12 protein-coding genes are annotated in these 17,714 nt (G+C 42.1%); 8 read left to right on the top strand and 4 right to left on the bottom strand.

What is annotated here, in order from left to right:
- Positions 1-6: 6 nt before the first annotated feature.
- The 4 genes from H6H03_RS00675 to H6H03_RS00660 all read left to right on the top strand — a co-directional run bounded on the left by H6H03_RS00675 (position 7) and on the right by H6H03_RS00660 (position 7,435).
- On the top strand, positions 7-438 hold the full coding sequence (locus H6H03_RS00675; protein ID WP_190953162.1) for a thiol-disulfide oxidoreductase DCC family protein: 432 nt from the start codon (positions 7-9) through the stop codon (positions 436-438).
- A gap of 329 nt (positions 439-767) precedes the next feature.
- A complete protein-coding gene (gene treZ, locus H6H03_RS00670) occupies positions 768-2,615 on the top strand; it encodes a malto-oligosyltrehalose trehalohydrolase (protein WP_190953161.1) in 1,848 nt (615 codons plus the stop codon).
- Between the two features lie 399 nt (positions 2,616-3,014).
- On the top strand, positions 3,015-5,807 hold the full coding sequence (gene treY / locus H6H03_RS00665) for a malto-oligosyltrehalose synthase (RefSeq protein ID WP_190953160.1): 2,793 nt from the start codon (positions 3,015-3,017) through the stop codon (positions 5,805-5,807).
- A 110-nt stretch (positions 5,808-5,917) separates the two neighbouring features.
- Positions 5,918-7,435 carry a trehalase family glycosidase gene (locus H6H03_RS00660; RefSeq protein ID WP_190953159.1) on the top strand — a complete coding sequence of 506 codons (1,518 nt, stop codon included), beginning with the start codon at positions 5,918-5,920 and terminating at the stop codon, positions 7,433-7,435.
- Between the two features lie 167 nt (positions 7,436-7,602).
- Here the strand turns inward: H6H03_RS00660 and H6H03_RS00655 are convergent, their stop codons facing one another.
- Entirely contained in the window at positions 7,603-8,586 is a 984-nt protein-coding gene (locus tag H6H03_RS00655) for a DUF1517 domain-containing protein (protein ID WP_190953158.1), read from the bottom strand.
- Between the two features lie 1,130 nt (positions 8,587-9,716).
- Here H6H03_RS00655 and H6H03_RS00650 point away from each other — a divergent pair.
- Together H6H03_RS00650 and blaOXA are read left to right on the top strand one after the other, a co-directional pair.
- The gene (locus H6H03_RS00650) at positions 9,717-10,931 is read left to right on the top strand and encodes a glycosyltransferase family 4 protein (protein WP_190953157.1); all 1,215 of its coding nucleotides are present in this window, start codon (positions 9,717-9,719) and stop codon (positions 10,929-10,931) included.
- Between the two features lie 264 nt (positions 10,932-11,195).
- Positions 11,196-12,086 (top strand): class D beta-lactamase, encoded by an 891-nt coding sequence (gene blaOXA, locus H6H03_RS00645; RefSeq protein WP_390841662.1) that lies wholly within the window; start codon positions 11,196-11,198, stop codon positions 12,084-12,086.
- On the opposite strand, the gene thiS is transcribed toward blaOXA, so the two are convergent.
- A complete protein-coding gene (thiS, locus tag H6H03_RS00640) occupies positions 12,083-12,295 on the bottom strand; it encodes a sulfur carrier protein ThiS (protein WP_190953155.1) in 213 nt (70 codons plus the stop codon). The two genes, blaOXA and thiS, sit on opposite strands and share 4 nt — an antisense overlap.
- Before the next feature lie 79 nt (positions 12,296-12,374).
- The gene (locus tag H6H03_RS00635) at positions 12,375-13,439 is read right to left on the bottom strand and encodes a thiamine phosphate synthase (RefSeq protein ID WP_242057693.1); all 1,065 of its coding nucleotides are present in this window, start codon (positions 13,437-13,439) and stop codon (positions 12,375-12,377) included.
- 1,095 nt (positions 13,440-14,534) lie between these two features.
- On the opposite strand from H6H03_RS00635, the gene H6H03_RS00630 reads away from it, so the two are divergent.
- Entirely contained in the window at positions 14,535-14,693 is a 159-nt protein-coding gene (locus tag H6H03_RS00630) for a hypothetical protein (protein WP_190953153.1), read from the top strand.
- Positions 14,694-14,760: 67 nt separating this feature from the next.
- On the top strand, positions 14,761-16,659 hold the full coding sequence (locus H6H03_RS00625; protein WP_190953152.1) for a DUF1565 domain-containing protein: 1,899 nt from the start codon (positions 14,761-14,763) through the stop codon (positions 16,657-16,659).
- A gap of 70 nt (positions 16,660-16,729) precedes the next feature.
- Here H6H03_RS00625 and H6H03_RS00620 read toward each other — a convergent pair whose 3' ends face one another.
- Positions 16,730-17,617 (bottom strand): HEAT repeat domain-containing protein, encoded by an 888-nt coding sequence (locus H6H03_RS00620; RefSeq protein WP_190953151.1) that lies wholly within the window; start codon positions 17,615-17,617, stop codon positions 16,730-16,732.
- Positions 17,618-17,714: the final 97 nt, after the last annotated feature.

Here is a 17,714-nt window from a genome sequence, read left to right as displayed (position 1 = left end):
ATTTCCATGACTTACTACGTAATCTACGACGGGAATTGTAATCTCTGCGTTACCTTAGTACAATTGTTAGAAACCTTAGACCAGGGAAAGCTGTTTCAATACGCTCCTATGCAAGATGAACAGAAAGTTTTGCAGTGGGGAATTACAGCCCAAGATTGCGAACAGGGAATGATTTTAATTGATGGTAATGAGCCTCAAAGACGTTGGCAAGGTAGTAATGCAGCTGAAGAAATTGGGCGCTTATTGCCATTAGGAAGTATATTTGTAGACGCTTACCGGGCGTTACCGGGGGTGAAGTGGGCAGGCGATGTCTTACGACAAGCCGCTTCGCGTCTACGCTTTTACGAACAAATCCGCGATAACCGTTACACTATCTTTGGCAAGCGTTCTAGTACTTATGAATCAGCATACTGTGTTGATGGCAGCTGCAAGTCGTAGGAATCGATGGCTGTGGGGAATATAGAGACACAAAGAGAATAATACAGCAAATTTATCTTTGTGTCCCGGAACTGATTTTCTCAGGTTATTTCTTAATATTCTCTGTTTCCCTGTTCCCTGTTCCATTTAGCATTACAACTCAGGCAGAGTCACTAATATTAATCATTAGACAGAGTTTTATAGTAATAAATTCAGCCCTTCGATACTAGTAAAAAGTCTGGTAAAACCACCATGATCCTATTTGGCGCGTTTGTAAAGATAGTGTAACAACATGAAATTACTTTGACGCCAAAATCCAGCACAAAACATTATTGAAGAGGTGAATCTGCGTGAGAATTGGTGCAAATTATTTGGGGAACGGAGAGTGTGAATTTACAGTTTGGTCTCCAACGTTAGATAGCGTTGCTGTGCAAATTTTGACGCCAGAACCGCAAGTAATTGCGCTTAAGCCTCAAGCAGAGGGATACTGGCAAACGAAGGTGAATGATGTCTATCCAGGTACGCTTTATAAGTATGTGCTGAACGAGGAAAATGCTTTTCCTGACCCGGCGTCACGGTATCAACCAGAAGGCGTGCATGGCCCATCTCAAATCATAGATCCTCAGTTTGAGTGGACTGACGAAGGATGGTCTGGTATTCCTGTGGAATCGATGATTTTCTATGAACTTCATGTGGGGACATTCACCCCTGAAGGCACTTTTGCCGCCATTATTCCCCGCCTACCGGAACTACGCGAACTGGGAATTAATGCTATTGAAATCATGCCCATTTCCCAGTTTCCCGGAGATACCCATATTGAGCCTGCTTTAGCATACCGTAACTGGGGCTATGATGGCGTTTACCCCTATGCCGTACAAAATTCCTACGGTAGCCCAGCAGATTTGAAGCAATTGGTGAATGCTTGCCACGAAAACGGTATTGCTGTGGTGCTGGATGTGGTGTACAACCACTTTGGCCCAGAAGGTAATTATATGGGTCAGTTTGCGCCCTACTTTACCCGAACCTATAAAACGCCGTGGGGCAATGCGATGAATTTCGATGATGCCCTGAGTATGGGCGTGCGAAATTATTTTATCCAAAATGCCGTTTATTGGTTGGGCGAATTTCATATTGATGCATTGCGCTTAGATGCAATTCAAGCAATTTATGACTTGGGAGCAAAGCATTTTTTGTGGGAATTAGCAGAAGCAGTTCATCATTTTTCCCAACAAGGGCAAAGATGGAAACGCCATTTAATTGCGGAAAGCGATTTAAATAATCCGCGAATCATTCGTCCGGCGGAATTGGGTGGATATGGACTCGATGCTCAATGGAGTGATGATTTTCACCATGCATTGCATACACTTTTAACAGGCGATCGCCAAGGATATTATCAGGATTTTGGCACATTTGCCGATTTAGCAAAAGCTTATCAAGATACTTTTGTTTATGATTGGAAATACTCAGTCGATCGCCAACGATATCATGGCGTATCTTGCCGCGATCGTCCTTTATGGCAGTTTTTAGTTTGCAGCCAAAATCACGACCAAATCGGCAACCAAATGAAAGGCGAACGCCTCACAGCGCGCATCTCTTTTGAAGGATTAAAACTAGCCGCTGGTGCTGTGTTACTATCACCTAATTTGCCGTTATTATTCATGGGAGAAGAATACGGCGAACCCGCACCTTTCATTTACTTTGTTAGTCACTCCGACCCAGATTTAATTCAAGCGGTTAGAGCCGGACGCAAAGAAGAATTTGAACCATTTCACTATGAAGACGATCCCCCAGATCCCGAATCCGCCGAAACATTTTTAAAGTGTAAACTTAACTGGGAATTACACCAAGAAGGTAACCACAAAGTTTTGTGGAATTGGTATCGTCAATTAATTAATTTACGCAAAACCCACCCAGCACTTCTCAACCAAGACCGCAATTCTATCCAAGCGACTAGCGATGAAGACAAGCAAATAGTTATAGTTCGTCGTTGGTGTGAAACAAGTGAATTAATCTTTGTATTGAATTTCAACTCCTCTCCGGTAACGATAACTTTGCCAATTCAAAACAAAGCTCACAAACTATTAGATTCAGCAGACACCTCATGGTCTGGCCCTGGTTCCCAAGCCCCTGAATATCTCTCTGTGGAAGAAGAAATTAAATTACAACCCATTAGTTTAGTACTGTATGAAAGAGAGTAGGGAGTTTAAGAGTTAGGAATTGGGAGTTAGGAGTTATGAGTTAGGAGTTAGGAGTTAAAAGTTACGAGTGGGGAGAGTTAGAATTTCAAGTTTTAGCCTAAAGGTTCAACGTTGAAGCTCAGAGGTTCACTGTTAAGCTTGAAAACCTCAAACTCTCAACTTTCGACTTATAATATCATGTCCGCCTAATTAGTTATAATTCGGTGCATCTGTGCAAAAACCAGGAAACCCTCTTTCCCCCTGCTCCCCTGCTCCCCTGCCATCTTAATGATAAGTCTTTAACCGGACACGATATAACTCCCAACTCTTAACTCCCAACTCCCAACTCCTAACTCCTAATTCCTAACTCCCAACTCTTCAGTCAATAGTCAACATTCATCATTCCCACGAAAAACAAATATGCGAATTCCAAGAGCAACTTATCGAATTCAGTTTACACCTCAGTTTGGCTTTGAAAATGCAAAAGCCATCGCTGCTTATCTTTCTGATTTAGGCATTTCGGATTTATATGCTTCGCCGATATTTAAGGCGCGGTCTGGTAGTACCCACGGCTACGATATAGTAGATCCGACTCAACTTAACCCAGAACTGGGAACTAATGAATCTTTTGATGCATTAATTAGTGAAATACAATCTCTGGAAATGGGTTGGTTACAAGATATTGTGCCCAACCACATGGCCTATAGTAGCGAAAATGAGTATTTAATGGATATCTTGGAACACGGGCCAGATTCCAGCTATACTGATTACTTTGACCTTTCTTGGAATGTACCATTTGGCGATCGCCAGCAACGAATTCTCGCTCCTCTGCTAGGAGATTTCTATGGTGTATCTTTAGAAAATGGACACATTCAACTGCAATACGAACAAAACGGTTTAACTGTTAACTATTACAGTTTAAAACTACCGTTGCGGTTAGAGTCTTACACAAAATTTCTCACCTACAATCTCGGCAAACTTACGCGCACGCTAGGCCGCAATCATCCCGATTTTATTAAGTTATTGGGGATTCTCTACATTCTCAAAAATGTACCTTCAGAAGTTGCGGGTAAACAGCGACAAGACCAAATTGCATTTATCAAAGGATTAGTTTGGGAACTCTATAACACAAACGATTTAATTCATGAGTTCATTGACGAAAACCTCCAAACTTTTAACGGCGAACCGGGTAATTCCGAAAGCTTTAATCTGCTAGACGATCTACTCAATGACCAATTTTATCGTCTCGCCTTCTGGAAAGTCGGTGCGGAAGAAATGAACTATCGACGGTTCTTTACTGTCAATGAATTGATTTCTGTAAAAATTGAAGAATTGCGAGTTTTTAATAACACTCATAGTCTGATTCAAAAGCTCGTTGATGAAGGTAAATTTACAGGTTTACGCATTGACCACATAGATGGACTTTATAACCCAAAACAGTACCTTGAACGGCTGCAAGAAAAAGCTCCAGATGTTTACATCACCGTTGAGAAAATTTTAGAACTGACGGAAGATTTGCCAGAAAGTTGGGAAATACAAGGTACTTCTGGATATGACTTTTTGAATTATGTAAATGGTGTATTTTGTCAAACTGACATAGAGTTTTGGTTTGATAAAATTTACCATGCTTTTATTAGTAATAAAGTAGATTATGCATCTTTAGTAAAGGAGAAAAAGCAGCTAATTCTAGAAAAAAACTTAGCAGGTGATATAGACAATTTAGCCATACTGTTAAAAAATATTTCCAGCAAATATCGCTATGGTAATGACTTTACCATCAATGGACTTAAAAGAGCGATCGCGGAAATTTTAACACTGTTCCCAATTTACCGTACTTATATTACTCCCGATGGAATTGGGGAAACCGATAAACTCACCATTCAAGACGTAATTAGTCAAGCGAAAGAACAAGCACCTTTATTGCAGCATGAGTTAAATTTTATTGAAAAATTGATGCTGCTAGAATTTGATAATTCTCTTTCGCAAACAGAACGGGAACAGTGGATATATTTTGTCTTACGAATGCAGCAATACAGCGGCCCCCTTATGGCCAAAGGTGTAGAAGACACAACATTATATGTTTACAATCGCCTGATATCACTCAATGAAGTAGGAGGAAATCCCAGCCATTTTGGCATTTCTGTAGGTGACTTCCACAGCTTTAACCAAAAGCACCAAGCAACATGGCCTCACACCATGAACACCACAGCCACCCACGACACCAAACGCGGTGAAGACGTGCGAGCAAGGTTAAATGTATTGTCGGAATTGCCAGAAGAATGGGAAGAAAAAGTAAACATCTGGAGTCATTATAATCAAGGACATCACCAGATTCGCCACGGATTTGCTATGCCCGATCGCAATGATGAGTATTTTCTCTATCAAACCCTAATCGGTGCCTTTCCCTTTGCCCAAGAAGAACACGAATCTTTCGTAGAACGGGTGAAGGAATACATTATTAAATCAATTCGAGAAGCGAAAGTGCATACTGCATGGTTACGGCCTGATAGCGAATATGAAGAAGCTTGCACTTCCTTTGTAGAAAAAGTGTTGAATCCTGCAACTTCTGGGGAATTTCTTGAAGCCTTTCATCCTTTTCAACAGCGAGTTGCCTATTACGGAATGTTCAATTCCCTTTCCCAAATTTTACTCAAGACTATCGCACCCGGCGTACCTGATTTTTATCAAGGAACGGAACTTTGGGAATTAAGTTTAGTCGATCCAGATAACCGCCGTCCCGTGGATTTTGACTTACGACGGAGTTATTTAAGCGCCATAAAAGAGCAAATCAAAACCGATATTTTGGAATTGATTCAAGAGTTGCTCAAATACAAAACCGACGGTAGAATTAAACTGTTTTTAACGGCGCAATTACTCAAAGCCAGAAAAGATTATCTCTCATTATTCCAAGACGGAAATTATCTGCCGTTAGAAATTCACGGAACTCATGCCAATCATATTATTGCCTTTGCGCGACAATTAGGGAATCAAACAGCGATCGCCATCGCACCCCGCTTTTTCACTCGCCTCATTCAGCCTGGAGAAGATCCTTTAGGCGAGTCAATCTGGAAAGATACGCGCCTACAATTACCCTCCGGAACTTCCTCATCTTGGAAAAACGTCTTAACCGAACAACCGTTAGAAACCAAACAAACATTATCCATCGCATCCGCCCTCGCCCATTTTCCAGTTGCTCTTTTAATAAGTGGTTAACGGGTACTGGGTACTGGGTACTGGGTACTGGGTATTAGGAAAACTGTCCCTAGTCCCCAGTCCCTAGTCCCCAGTCCCTAGTCCCTAGTCCCCAGTCCCCACAAGATATTATGACTACTCAACTAACACTCACCACCGCGCAGATAGACGCTGTACAATCCCATATCAAAAAAACCTGGAAAACCTTAACGCGATCGCACGAACATTTATTACAATCTGCCAAGGATAGCAAGCTAGACCACACATCAAATACTCCTTGGATTGTCTACATTTCACCTTTAGAAGATTGTCCTAACGTCCAAAGTGTGTTAGAGCGGGCGCTATCTCCTAAAGATATGCAAAGAATTGAAATTCGCACTTTGCCGAGTGAAGCCGAGGCAATTCAAGAGCATGGATTATTATACCTGCCAGGGCCTTATGTCGTCCCCGGTGGTCGCTTTAACGAAATGTATGGTTGGGACAGCTACTTTATATTATTGGGACTTTTGCACGATGGCGAATTGGAATTAGCCCAAAGCCAAGTAGACCAATTACTCTACCAAGTGCAGCATTACGGTACTATCCTCAATTCCAACCGGACTTACATGCTGTCGCGATCGCAGCCGCCGGTTCTCAGTATGATGGTGATGGCGCTATTCCAGCATACCCAGGATGAAGAGTGGCTCAGGTCAACTGTACCGCTACTAGAACAGTTTTATTATTACTGGGTAGTTCCGCCCCACTTGAATGCTGCAACGGGTTTATCGAGATTTTACGCTTTTGGCGAAGGCCCTGCACCAGAAGTTTTGTTTTCGGAGCGAGATGAGCAGGGAAAAAGCCACTACGATCGGGTTAAGGAGTACTACCAAACCTTTGAGGTTGAGGATTATGATGTCAATCTTTACTACGATCGCCAAAAGGACGAACTAACTAGGCTATTTTATAAAGGCGATCGTACCATGCGCGAGTCGGGTTTTGACATCACTAACCGATTTGGCCCCTTCAGTGCTGATATTCTCCATTACGCTCCTGTGTGCCTGAACAGTTTACTGTATCAGATGGAACAAGACTTAGCCCAAATCAACGAAATTTTCGGTAACGAAGAACTGGTGCAACAATGGCGCGAACGTGCACACATCCGCCGCGAACGCATCGACCAGTGTCTTTGGGATGAAGAACAGGGGCTTTATCTGGACTATCATTTCCAGAGTGGCAAACGCCGTCGTTATGAATTTGCCACAACATTCTATCCCCTCTGGTTGGGAATTGCTTCGCCGTCCCAAGCCAAACGCGTGGTAGAAAATCTTTCTTTGTTTGAAGCTCCAGGTGGAATTTTTACCAGTACTCGTGTCACTGGGAACCAGTGGGACGCCCCTTTTGGCTGGGCGCCGCTGACGTTAATTGCTGTCCAAGGACTTCACCGCTATGGATATCATACAGAAGGCGATCGCATTGCCAACAAATTCCTCGCTATGGTGGTTAAGGAATTCGGGCGTCACAACACTTTAGTTGAGAAATATGATGTTGAACGCTGTTCTGCCAACGTTTCCGATGAAATTTGCTTCGGATATAGTTCTAACGAAGTTGGTTTCGGTTGGACAAATGGAGTCATTCTCGAACTTTTAGCAGCGTCTTGGAGAAAAAGTTAAACCAAAAAACCCTGCATACCAAAATAGAGACGTTGCAATGCAACGTCTCTACATCTGTTTTAAACCCTTGTGGGCTGGGCAGCGTTCGACTGAGCGCTCACGCCGAAGTCTTGCCCGCCCTATTTCGCTGATTCTACTCCTGAATTCTGAGTTCTGACTCCAAAAAATTAAACCAATCTCAAATCAGAATAATTTGCCAATACATCATCTGATGTCAGAGTATCGCCTTGAGCTTGGGGAGTCCAAAGAACTTCAATTGCTAGAAGTCTGTCGCTGGGGATACTACCAATTTGGCGTAGGGCTTGACGCAAATCATCAGAACTGTTAATTTTTGGAATTTCAGATTTGCCTAGTGTCGCCGCTAATAAGGTGACGATAATGTATTCGCCAGGGCCTTCGGTAATTAGACGGGTGGGGTTGTCGATTTCATCAGCTGGAGGTAAAGCATCTTTGGCGAGGGCGGCTCTGAGTTGGTTGTTGACGTTAGTCAGAGTTTCTTCGCTAAACTTGCTGCGTTCTGCTAGTGATAAGCGGTTGAACTGAGCTTCAGCTGAATTTAATCTAGCTTGTTGAGTGTCACCACCTGCATATACCCAATACTCTGGATGGCGGAGTAAAGCTAAACTAGCTTCTTGGAGTATTTCTGCTCTTCCTTCTGGGGAGTTGGTATCAGCAGTTTCAGCAATGTGGTTGAGTTCATTTTGCAAATCACGAGCCTGAGCTAATAAACCGACTTGCAAACGAGTCACGGAAACTGGAGAGCTAGTGCTGTAATCTGCTTCTTGTGTTTCACCGCTAGCAGCACGACGGAAACTTTGTAACAAGAAATTACCGATCGCCAAAAAAATTAAAATGCCAAATAGACCACCAAATCCGCCTCCAATTCCCCAAAAAGGAATCAAGAAGGGAAAGCCAAAACCACCACCAGGATAATATCCGCCACCGGGATAATATCCGCCTCCGCCTGGAGGTGCATAGGTACGCGGTGTATAGGTACGGCTAGATGGGACTCTAAATGAGCCACCGCCAATTCGTCCGCCACTAGCAGCTAAGGCGCCATCAGCGTGACCTAGAGCCAATGTTAACACCAGGCTGAGGGCTAGGAAGGTTTTTAGTAGCGGTTTGATGATTTGTTGTAGTTTTTTACGCATAATACAATCGCTTCAAAAACGGAATTTTTTATGATTTTTCCCTATGTTCTTGGGATTCTTCTTGTGGTGTGTGACTAATGCCAGCCCGTAACAACCTTTGCAATTTGTAGCATTTACTTTTATTAAGCTACACATTCACTTTACCGCGTCCCATCTTGGGTAGGCAGCGATCGTTGGGGGGATTTCTCTACAGGGGAACCGTACCTAAGGATATGTTCGCGATTAGAGAAATTGGCGATGTCTACGACGGGCTACGCCTACGAGTAATTGAGTAATCCTAATTGGAATTGTGAAAAATATCAGTGGTGAGTGTTGACTGTCAACAGCTTCTAGCAAGATTTAACAAATTATTTAGGATTCCACTAGCACTTTCTGACTACAGTTTTGAATTATACAGATGATTTGAAATTTTAGTAATTATTTTGACTTATTTTTTTAATAGTTGGCGCTAATTATTTTCTTGTAATCTCAAAAATTTTGTAAAAAATTACACACCAATGATATCAAAATCTCTTTAGCTGCACTCCCTACAAATAAAGGTTAACCCTTGTCTGTACGCCCTATTCTCCAAACAATAGACATCTTGCAGAAGTCGGGAAAAGGGAAAGGGGGAAAGGTTTGGTATTTTCCTTTCCCCTTTAACATGTATCCCTTTTCCCACAAGAGTGCAAAAGTGTTTTTTGCAAGAGACTCCATGAACACAATTCACAACGAAGGAATGAAAATATTTCTTTCCTAGTCACCAGTCCCCAGTCCCTATTTTCAAGGCAGGTCTAATAGACATCTTGGCATTCTGGCACAACTGTGGAGACTATTTCAGATATTCTGTTGAATGTAGCTAAATTTCAAAATTTTCGCCACGTTTGCTCGTCGAGCGATTTAGCTGCAAGTGATAGCTTTATATCTATTGTTGAAGAAGCACAAAAATTCTCAAGTCATGAGAAATTTACCAAATGAAATCAAATATACATAAATCAAAACTGATATTACTGGCTAATGTTCTCAAATCAGCTTAGAATTTATCTACTGCATTCGTCGAAAGAACAAACAATAATTATCCTGGTTTGGAAAATCATCTCAATTGTAAATAAATACAAAAAATATTTAAAAATCGAGTTCTCAAGTTGATTATGGAACATATTTCTCAACTCACAGCCAAAATTAGAGACGAAACTGCACATCCAGATATTCTGGTTATATCCCGGTTCTTCCTACCGAAACAAGCTGTCATTGGGGAATATATCTACAATCGCTGTCTGCAAGATCCAGAACGAGTGATTGTGTTGACTGCTGGTTGCTCAGGAGATAAAGTATTTGACGAAAATCAACAGTTTCCTATATATCGTTGGTTTTATCCTAAATACTGGCATAGCAGCTGTTTAGCAAATTTTCTCAAGCCTTTGGCGAATATTGTCTGCTCATTTGTGCTAGCAATTAGACTGTATTTTCGCTATCACTACCGCTATATTGAGTGGGGCCACGGCTATGATTTTCCTTCACTGTTGCTATTGAGCTATTTCTTACCGATTCGCTTTTTTATCTATCTGCATGGCAACGATCTTGTGGTTCCGTTACATAATCCAGTGTGGCGATCGCTATTTAAATTAACACTTCATAGAGCTGAAGGCATTGTTTGTAACAGTTCTTATACACAAAACTATCTCAGAAGTGCTTTGCGGTTAGATACACCAACCTATGTTATCAACCCAGTAATCAGACCAGAAAAATTCGGCCATGCAACAACTTCAGCTAGTCTGGATGATTTACGCGTGCGCGTGCGTCAAAGTTACAACATTCCCGAAACAGCAATAGTTATTCTCTCGGTAGGAAGGTTAGTAAAACATAAAAGCTTTGAGACCGTAATTGATAACATTCCACTATTGCTAACTTTTGGCGTGGATGTCCACTACATAATTTGCGGTCAAGGCCCTTGTGAATTAGAACTAAAATCTCTCGCACATCGCTTGCGCGTAAATAAACGGGTACACTTTGCTGGATATGTACCAGAGAACGAATTAGCTGGTTATTATGCAGCCTGTGACATATTTGCCATGCTGGGTTTATTAGATACAAAACATAATAATGTAGAAGGTTTTGGTATTGTTTATTTAGAAGCAAGTTACTTCGGTAAACCTGTAATTGCTCCTCGTGTAGGTAGCGTTTTAGACACAGTTAAACACGAGGAAAATGGCATTCTCGTGAATCCTAATTCTGGTTATGAGGTTTTTCAAGCTTTTAATAGGTTGTGCAAAAACCAACAGCTACGCGAACAACTTGGCCGCAAAGGTAAAGAATTAGCTAATCGTAGAACCCTTCATCGTTCGCTGTACAAATCAGAGACATAAAACACGATTTTGTGAAATCAAAGTTGAGTAGGGGTGTACATCTGTACGTCCCTACTATTGTGTTAGTTGGCTAACCCACGTCAATAAAGGTGCGTTGCGCTACGCGACAACACACCCTACTTTATATTTATGTGTTCCTATAGATTTAGGTATTGCCAAATTTTTGTTAATAGTAGAACAAATATTTCCAGAATTCAGCAAAATGGCAGTGTAGAATGACGCTTGTGATTTAATTAATTTGCAATGAAAAATATTTTATCTACCATATCCCAATTTGTTCGATTAACTCAGCGAAAACAATTTCTTATTTTCACAGTTATTGGATGTTTTGCTGTATTCAGTGTAATGAATTTTGGGAGAATGTACGCTCAGGCTCAACCAGCTGCAACCCCATCTAAATCTCCAGCAATGGTGAATGTGAAAAAGTCAAATTTCGGGCGACACTTTCAAGAATTTGGACGTGAAGGGTCAATCTTGATTTACGACTCCAACAACAAGCGCACTTATGAATACAATTCTCAACGTAATGCAACTGCTGTTCCTCCAGCTTCCACATTCAAAATTTTTAACTCTCTGGTGGCCCTAGAAACAGGTGTCATTCCTGATGATGTGGCGGTTCTCACTTGGGATGGAATTAGGCGAGAAATTGATGCTTGGAATCATGATACAAATTTGCGTCAAGCTTTTAAAGATTCAACTGTTTGGTTCTATCAAGTATTGGCACGTAGAATCGGATATGAAAAGATGCAGCAATTTATTAATAAAGTAGGCTACGGTAATCGTCAAATCGGCACCGCCGCAGACATAGATCGCTTTTGGCTGCAAGGGCCATTGAAAATTACACCCCAACAGCAAATTAAGTTTTTGCAACAGTTATATCAAGGAGATTTGCCTTTCTCCCAACGAACAATGAATCTTGTCAAAGACATCGCGATCCGCGAACAAACTCCAGACTACACATTGCGGGGAAAAACAGGATGGTTAACGAGTTCCAAACCAAATATTGGTTGGTTTGTGGGTTATTTAGAACAAAACAAAAACGTTTACTATTTCGCAACAACCCTTGATATGTATAAATCAGAAGATGCACCTGCCCGGATCGAGATTACACGACGCAGCCTCAAAGATCTGGGTTTACTGACTGAAACTAATTAACCACCACCAACAATAGTAACCACTTCTAAGCGATCGCCCGATCGGACTTTTGTTTCTGCCCAAAACTGACGGTGTAAAATTTCGCCGTTATACTCCACCGCCACTAAACGGGGATTGAAACCTAACTGTTGCAGTAAATCAGGTAAAAAGGTTTCAGATAAACAGCTACGGCTTTCACCATTTATCTGAACCGTAATCTCATTAGACATAAATTTGGGGAGTGGGGAATTGGGCATGGGGCATGGGGCATTGGGCATGGGGCATGGGGCATTGGTTATTGACTAATGACTAATTACTAATGACTTCTGGTTTAATACGATTGAGTTGGGAAAGCAAATATTGGGTTACTAGGGTAGGCTGTTCGGCTTGCATGAGCGATCGCACTACTGCGACGCGTTCAGCTCCTGCATCAATGACATCATTAATATTATTTGCATCTATTCCCCCAATGGCAAACCAGGGAATTGAACAATTTTTCGCTGCATGGCTGACATATTCTAAGCCTGTTGCTGCCTTACCCACTTTCGTGGGAGTTTCATAAACTGGCCCCACGCCAATGTAATCTACGCCTTCAGCAATTGCACGTTGCATTTCTTCTGCATTTGTGGTTGATAGACCGATGATGCGCTGGGAACCGAGTAGTTGCCGAGCAACGCTGATAGACATATCTTTTTGTCCTAGATGCACTCCATCGGCATCGACGGCTAAAGCTAAATCTACGCGATCGTTAACGATAAACAAAGCCCCGTAAATGTGGCATAACTGCCGTAGTTTCCTGGCTTGTTCTAGACGCAAAGAATCATCAGCGGTTTTCTCACGGTACTGTACGAGGGTTAATCCACCTTTGAGTGCAGCTTCCACAGTAGTCAATAAATTGTCACTAGGGGAAGTAACAAGATACAGACGCGATCGCCATAACAATTGATGGCGCTGATAACCCATTAAATTACTTTCTAGGGTGTATACTTGATAACGCATTTGCTTACAAGCTTTCGCCATACTTTGGTGGTAAAGCTTGCCATATTCTTCCAGCACTCGCAACGCTTCTTCTATCCGACAAAAGTTAGCCTGCAACACCGATTTTATACTAGCTCGTTCTTCCTCCTGAGGATGGGTTAACTCAGTCCCAGGATCGCCTGGTGTATCTCGCGCCGCCCGCAATTCCGGGGTATGCCATTTGGCCACTTCTTGTCGCAAGCGCTTACATTCAAGAGCCAACTGGGCATTATTCAACCCAAAGCGGCACCATTCCTCAATAATTCGCAAGCCTTCACGAGCGCGGTCTAAATTAGCGTCTAAAATCCGGTAAACAACTTGCTGTATTTGTTGTTTTTGGCTGTATGGCTCGACCATTACCACAACCCCGTTAGTACTTTCATCGAAATGTGAATTATCATATGTCCTAGTAACCATAAGTTAATTAATTTACTTTTTTTGACTCAATTTTGACTAAATCTACGCAAAAAGACGTAGAAATAAGGGTTATTTTAAATTATCCCATGTTCCCATAGGCAGCGATCGGGGTAGTTTGAGGCTACAGTTTAGCACTAAGCTTAGTCAAGTATTTTACGGTAGACTACAGGCTGACAAAGAACTGGCAATAGCGGATACAACAGCAAATCCGCACTCAGCACAAGCAATAGCCCAAGAGCTTCTAAATCAAAATATCCAACTACTCATATCCCATTACTTATTTTCCCGTGAATGTCTCACCCAAAGAAACGCATCTTAATCTTCAATATTTAGATGGGTTTGCTCTGCAATTTGCTAAACCTTTTTACAATAAATTTACAATGAACGACTACAAGACAAAAATCAAAAGGGTTAACAGTTATTGCTGCATTAATTTGTATTATTTATCACAATCTTTATTTAAACAAGATTCTGACTTTTGAAAGGTTTTCGCAACCGACGTAAGGGCTAGCATTGCAACTATTAGGTTTAATATTATCTTCTGACTTTAGCCCCCGATCCTTCGGGGGATTTTTGTTGAGAATTTGCAGATTATGAATAATTATTGCAATCAAGATTCATAATTTAAAATACAAAATTGATGAAAAAGAGGGGGAAAGGGGAAAGGAACCAGCAATTTAAAAACAGGGGTTTCAAGGCATGGAGTCGGCAATTTTTATCGCACTATGTATCTCCTCAATCTTCTTTTTTGTTCTCCATATTTAAAAACAAGGGCTTTATACCTTGCAGTGAAAAGTTTTTTCTTCTTCCCTTACCCTTTCCCTTTTCTCCTTCTTGGTAAAGAAAGAAGACTTTCATACCCAAGTTTAATAGATTTAAAAAATTAATAACTCATAGCACGCTTGACTTTCCAAACTGAAACTCGATTCCGATTTCTGATTCGTGAATTTTTACGCATTGCAGTCGAGCCGACGCTTCAAGAAATACAGGGAGTCGGTAAAGAGGCGATTAACTTATGTCTGAACTGAGGGCTGAGTGTCAGGAGATTTTGAAGAAGGCAGAAGTCAGAAGGCAGAAGGCAGTCCCGATGAAAAAGCTTACCATCTCTCCACTCTTTCCACACCTCCCACACTCCCTATGCCAAATTCTCAATTCCTTGTTTTATTAGTCGCCAAGAGACCAATATGTGGGTAATATTATCGGCATAGTGGTGTCTAAGAGTATAAGAATTTATTCATACTTTGGAGGAGCTATGTTAAATATGATTCCCTATTTTCTATTTTCTACTTACCGCAGTATAAATACTTTGCAAGGAAAGCGAAAGTTTCTGGAAGCAACAAAGCTTTTAGTGTTGAGTTCTTATGTTGTAATTTTTACTTTAACTTTCAAACTAACAAGGGTGGATAGTGCGTTAGCGGAGCTCGCCGAAGGCATCGCTCAGATGCCATCGACACCAGATTCCGCACCTATAGGTGAAAAAAACAATTCCCAAGCGAATGTGCTGTTTGTCAATCCCAATGCTGGAGACGACGGTACAGGTAATGGCAGCCAATCCGCTCCTGTCAAAACAATTACCCAAGCGCTGCGATTAGCTAGCTCCAATACTGTAATTATGCTCTCCCCAGGTACTTACAGCACCGAAACCGGAGAGGTATTTCCTTTAATGCTCAAACCAGGTGTTTCTATTCAAGGAAATCCTGGCGATCGCGGCAAGGATATCCTTATTCAAGGAGGTGGTGATTACCTAAGCCGCAGTTTTGGCGGACAAAATGTAACAATTGTTGGGGCAAACCAAGCAGTGCTAACTGGGGTCACCCTGACAAACTCAAACCGTCGTGGTTATGGTTTATGGATTGAATCTAGCAATCCGGTAGTTGTGGAAAATACCTTTGCGGGTAATATGCAAGATGGGATTTCCGTCAGTGGTAATGCTGCACCCACCATTAGCAAAAATTACTTCGATGGCAATGGCGCTAATGGCATCACAATTGCTGGTAACTCCCGCCCCCAAGTGCAGGAAAATATCTTTCATGAAACAGGCTTTGGCATCAATATTGCCCAAAATGCTGCACCTGTAGTTATAGGCAACCAAATTCAGAATAATAGATCTGGAATAATAGTCCAAGCAAATGCCCGCCCGATTTTACGGAATAATATTATTCAAGGTAGTAAAGAAGATGGTTTAGTAGCCATCGCCCAAGCAATGCCAGATTTAGGCAATGCATCCGAACCTGGGGGTAATGAATTTCAAAATAATGGCCGCTACGACATTAATGCCAGCGCTGCCAAACAGGTGATTTCTGCTGCTGGCAATAACTTGGGGAGCGATCGCATCGCTGGTAATGTAGATCTCAACGGTACAACAGCACTAGCAACCGAAAATTCTCAACCCGCCCCTGTGCCCAACAATGTCGCACCAGAAATACCAGCATCCAGGGAAATCACTTTTTCGGCCCCAGGAGTTCCAGAAACCACTAACACCCCAACCAGCAACAGTATTTCAACAGATAATCTTGTTCCTGCACAATTAAACAGTCAACTGCTACCGTTGCAACCAGCGAGTGTTCCACTTTCGCCACCCATATCCAATCAACAACCGCCTACATCTCAAGTCGCTGGATTTCCTACTCCTAGCAACTTGCCAGCCAGACAAATATCAACTAGCGCTCAAGTTGCAACTTCCACCCCAGCACAACCACCAAAGACACCGCAGTTTAATTATGTGCAGATCGATCCGAACACGATTGAATTTAGTGCGCCTCAGTATTCATCTTCTGTAGCACAGCCAGCAGTTCCCAGCACCGCTAATCAAACACAGCAGTCATTACCAAAACTAGAGCCTACTGCTTTGGGCAATGAAGCAATGTTGCCAGTTGCCAATACTCCCAATTTGCCAAAAGTACCAACAAGTTCTACAACCATGTCTTACAGAGGGAACTCCGGGACACAGTACGGTATACGTTATCGGGTAGTGGTTACATTAGTAACAGATAAAGATGGAGATTTAGTGCGATCGCTTGCTCCTGGTGCTTTTCCTACAGTTTGGCAAGGTCAAAAAGTGATGCAAGCAGGAGTATTTGACAGTGAGTATAACGCTAAAGAAATGCTCAAAACCCTTTCTAGCAAAGGCTTGAGAGTCATTATGGAGCCGTTGAATTGATTGGGGAAATGGGCATTAGCTACAATCAACAGCGATCGCATGAATCCGATGCGGATAAAGCGCGATCGCGTCAATTGTTTTCAAGTTGAGAAATTGCTAATTTAATCACCGCTTGAACTCCTGCTTCCTGTTCTTGAATCAATGCGGTTTGCAGAGGCTCTAAAGCAACATCATCACCAATTTTCATTAATGCCAAAGCGGCTGCTTTTCGAGTTTCCCAATCGGGATGATGCAATAACTCAACGAGGTTGGGAATCGCTGGTTGATGAGCTAAGCTACCCAAAGCTACAGCCGCTTCACACCGCACGATTGGCGATGCATCAGTGAGGGCGTTAATCAAGATTTGAAATGATTCAGCTTCTGTGCGTTCTTCAGCGATTTTAGCGATCGCTCCCACTACCGCGGCCCGAACTTCTGGAGAGTCAGAGTTAATTTCTCGATATAGATATTCCTTTGCCTGTGCTCCAATAAATGCTAACGCCCATACCGCATATCCTTTGGCGCTTTCTGGATATTCAGATGAAGCTAAAATTTCTAATAATGCGGGTACAGCAGCCTCACCAATCTTAGCCAGCGCTCCCACTGACGAACCTTTAACTACGGTATCCTCATCATTTAGGAGGGCGTTCACTAAGGTGGGAACTGCGATCGGGTCAGCAATCAATGTCAAAGTTTTTGTGCTAGCTCTCCTGACAACTGGATTTGGGTGGTTTGCCACCGTTTCCAATAATAAAGGAGTTACAGGCTTACCAACTTTACCCAATGCCTCTGCAAAACTCAAACGTACCATCCCCCGTGAGTCCCCCATACTCTCAATCATTTGCTTGAGGATTTTTTGGTCGTCAGGGTTGAAGGTATTTTGATTTAATTGCTCGCTGACTGCTGCAAGTAAAGCATCTGTTTCGGCGTGGGATAGCTGAATTGGATTTTCCCCGGACTGAGTTTCAAAGTTGACCATGTAAATTAGGGAGTGGAGAATGGGGAATGGTAAAAAGTTTTCCCAGTTTTAAATTGCTTAAAACTGAATAATTAAAGCCTTTTGCCTTTTGCCTTGT

The sequence above is a fragment of the Nostoc paludosum FACHB-159 genome (assembly GCF_014698835.1).
Lineage (GTDB): Bacteria > Cyanobacteriota > Cyanobacteriia > Cyanobacteriales > Nostocaceae > Nostoc > Nostoc paludosum.
The sequence above is the reverse complement of the archived record's forward strand: the minus strand, read 5'-3'. Positions and strand labels throughout refer to the sequence as shown.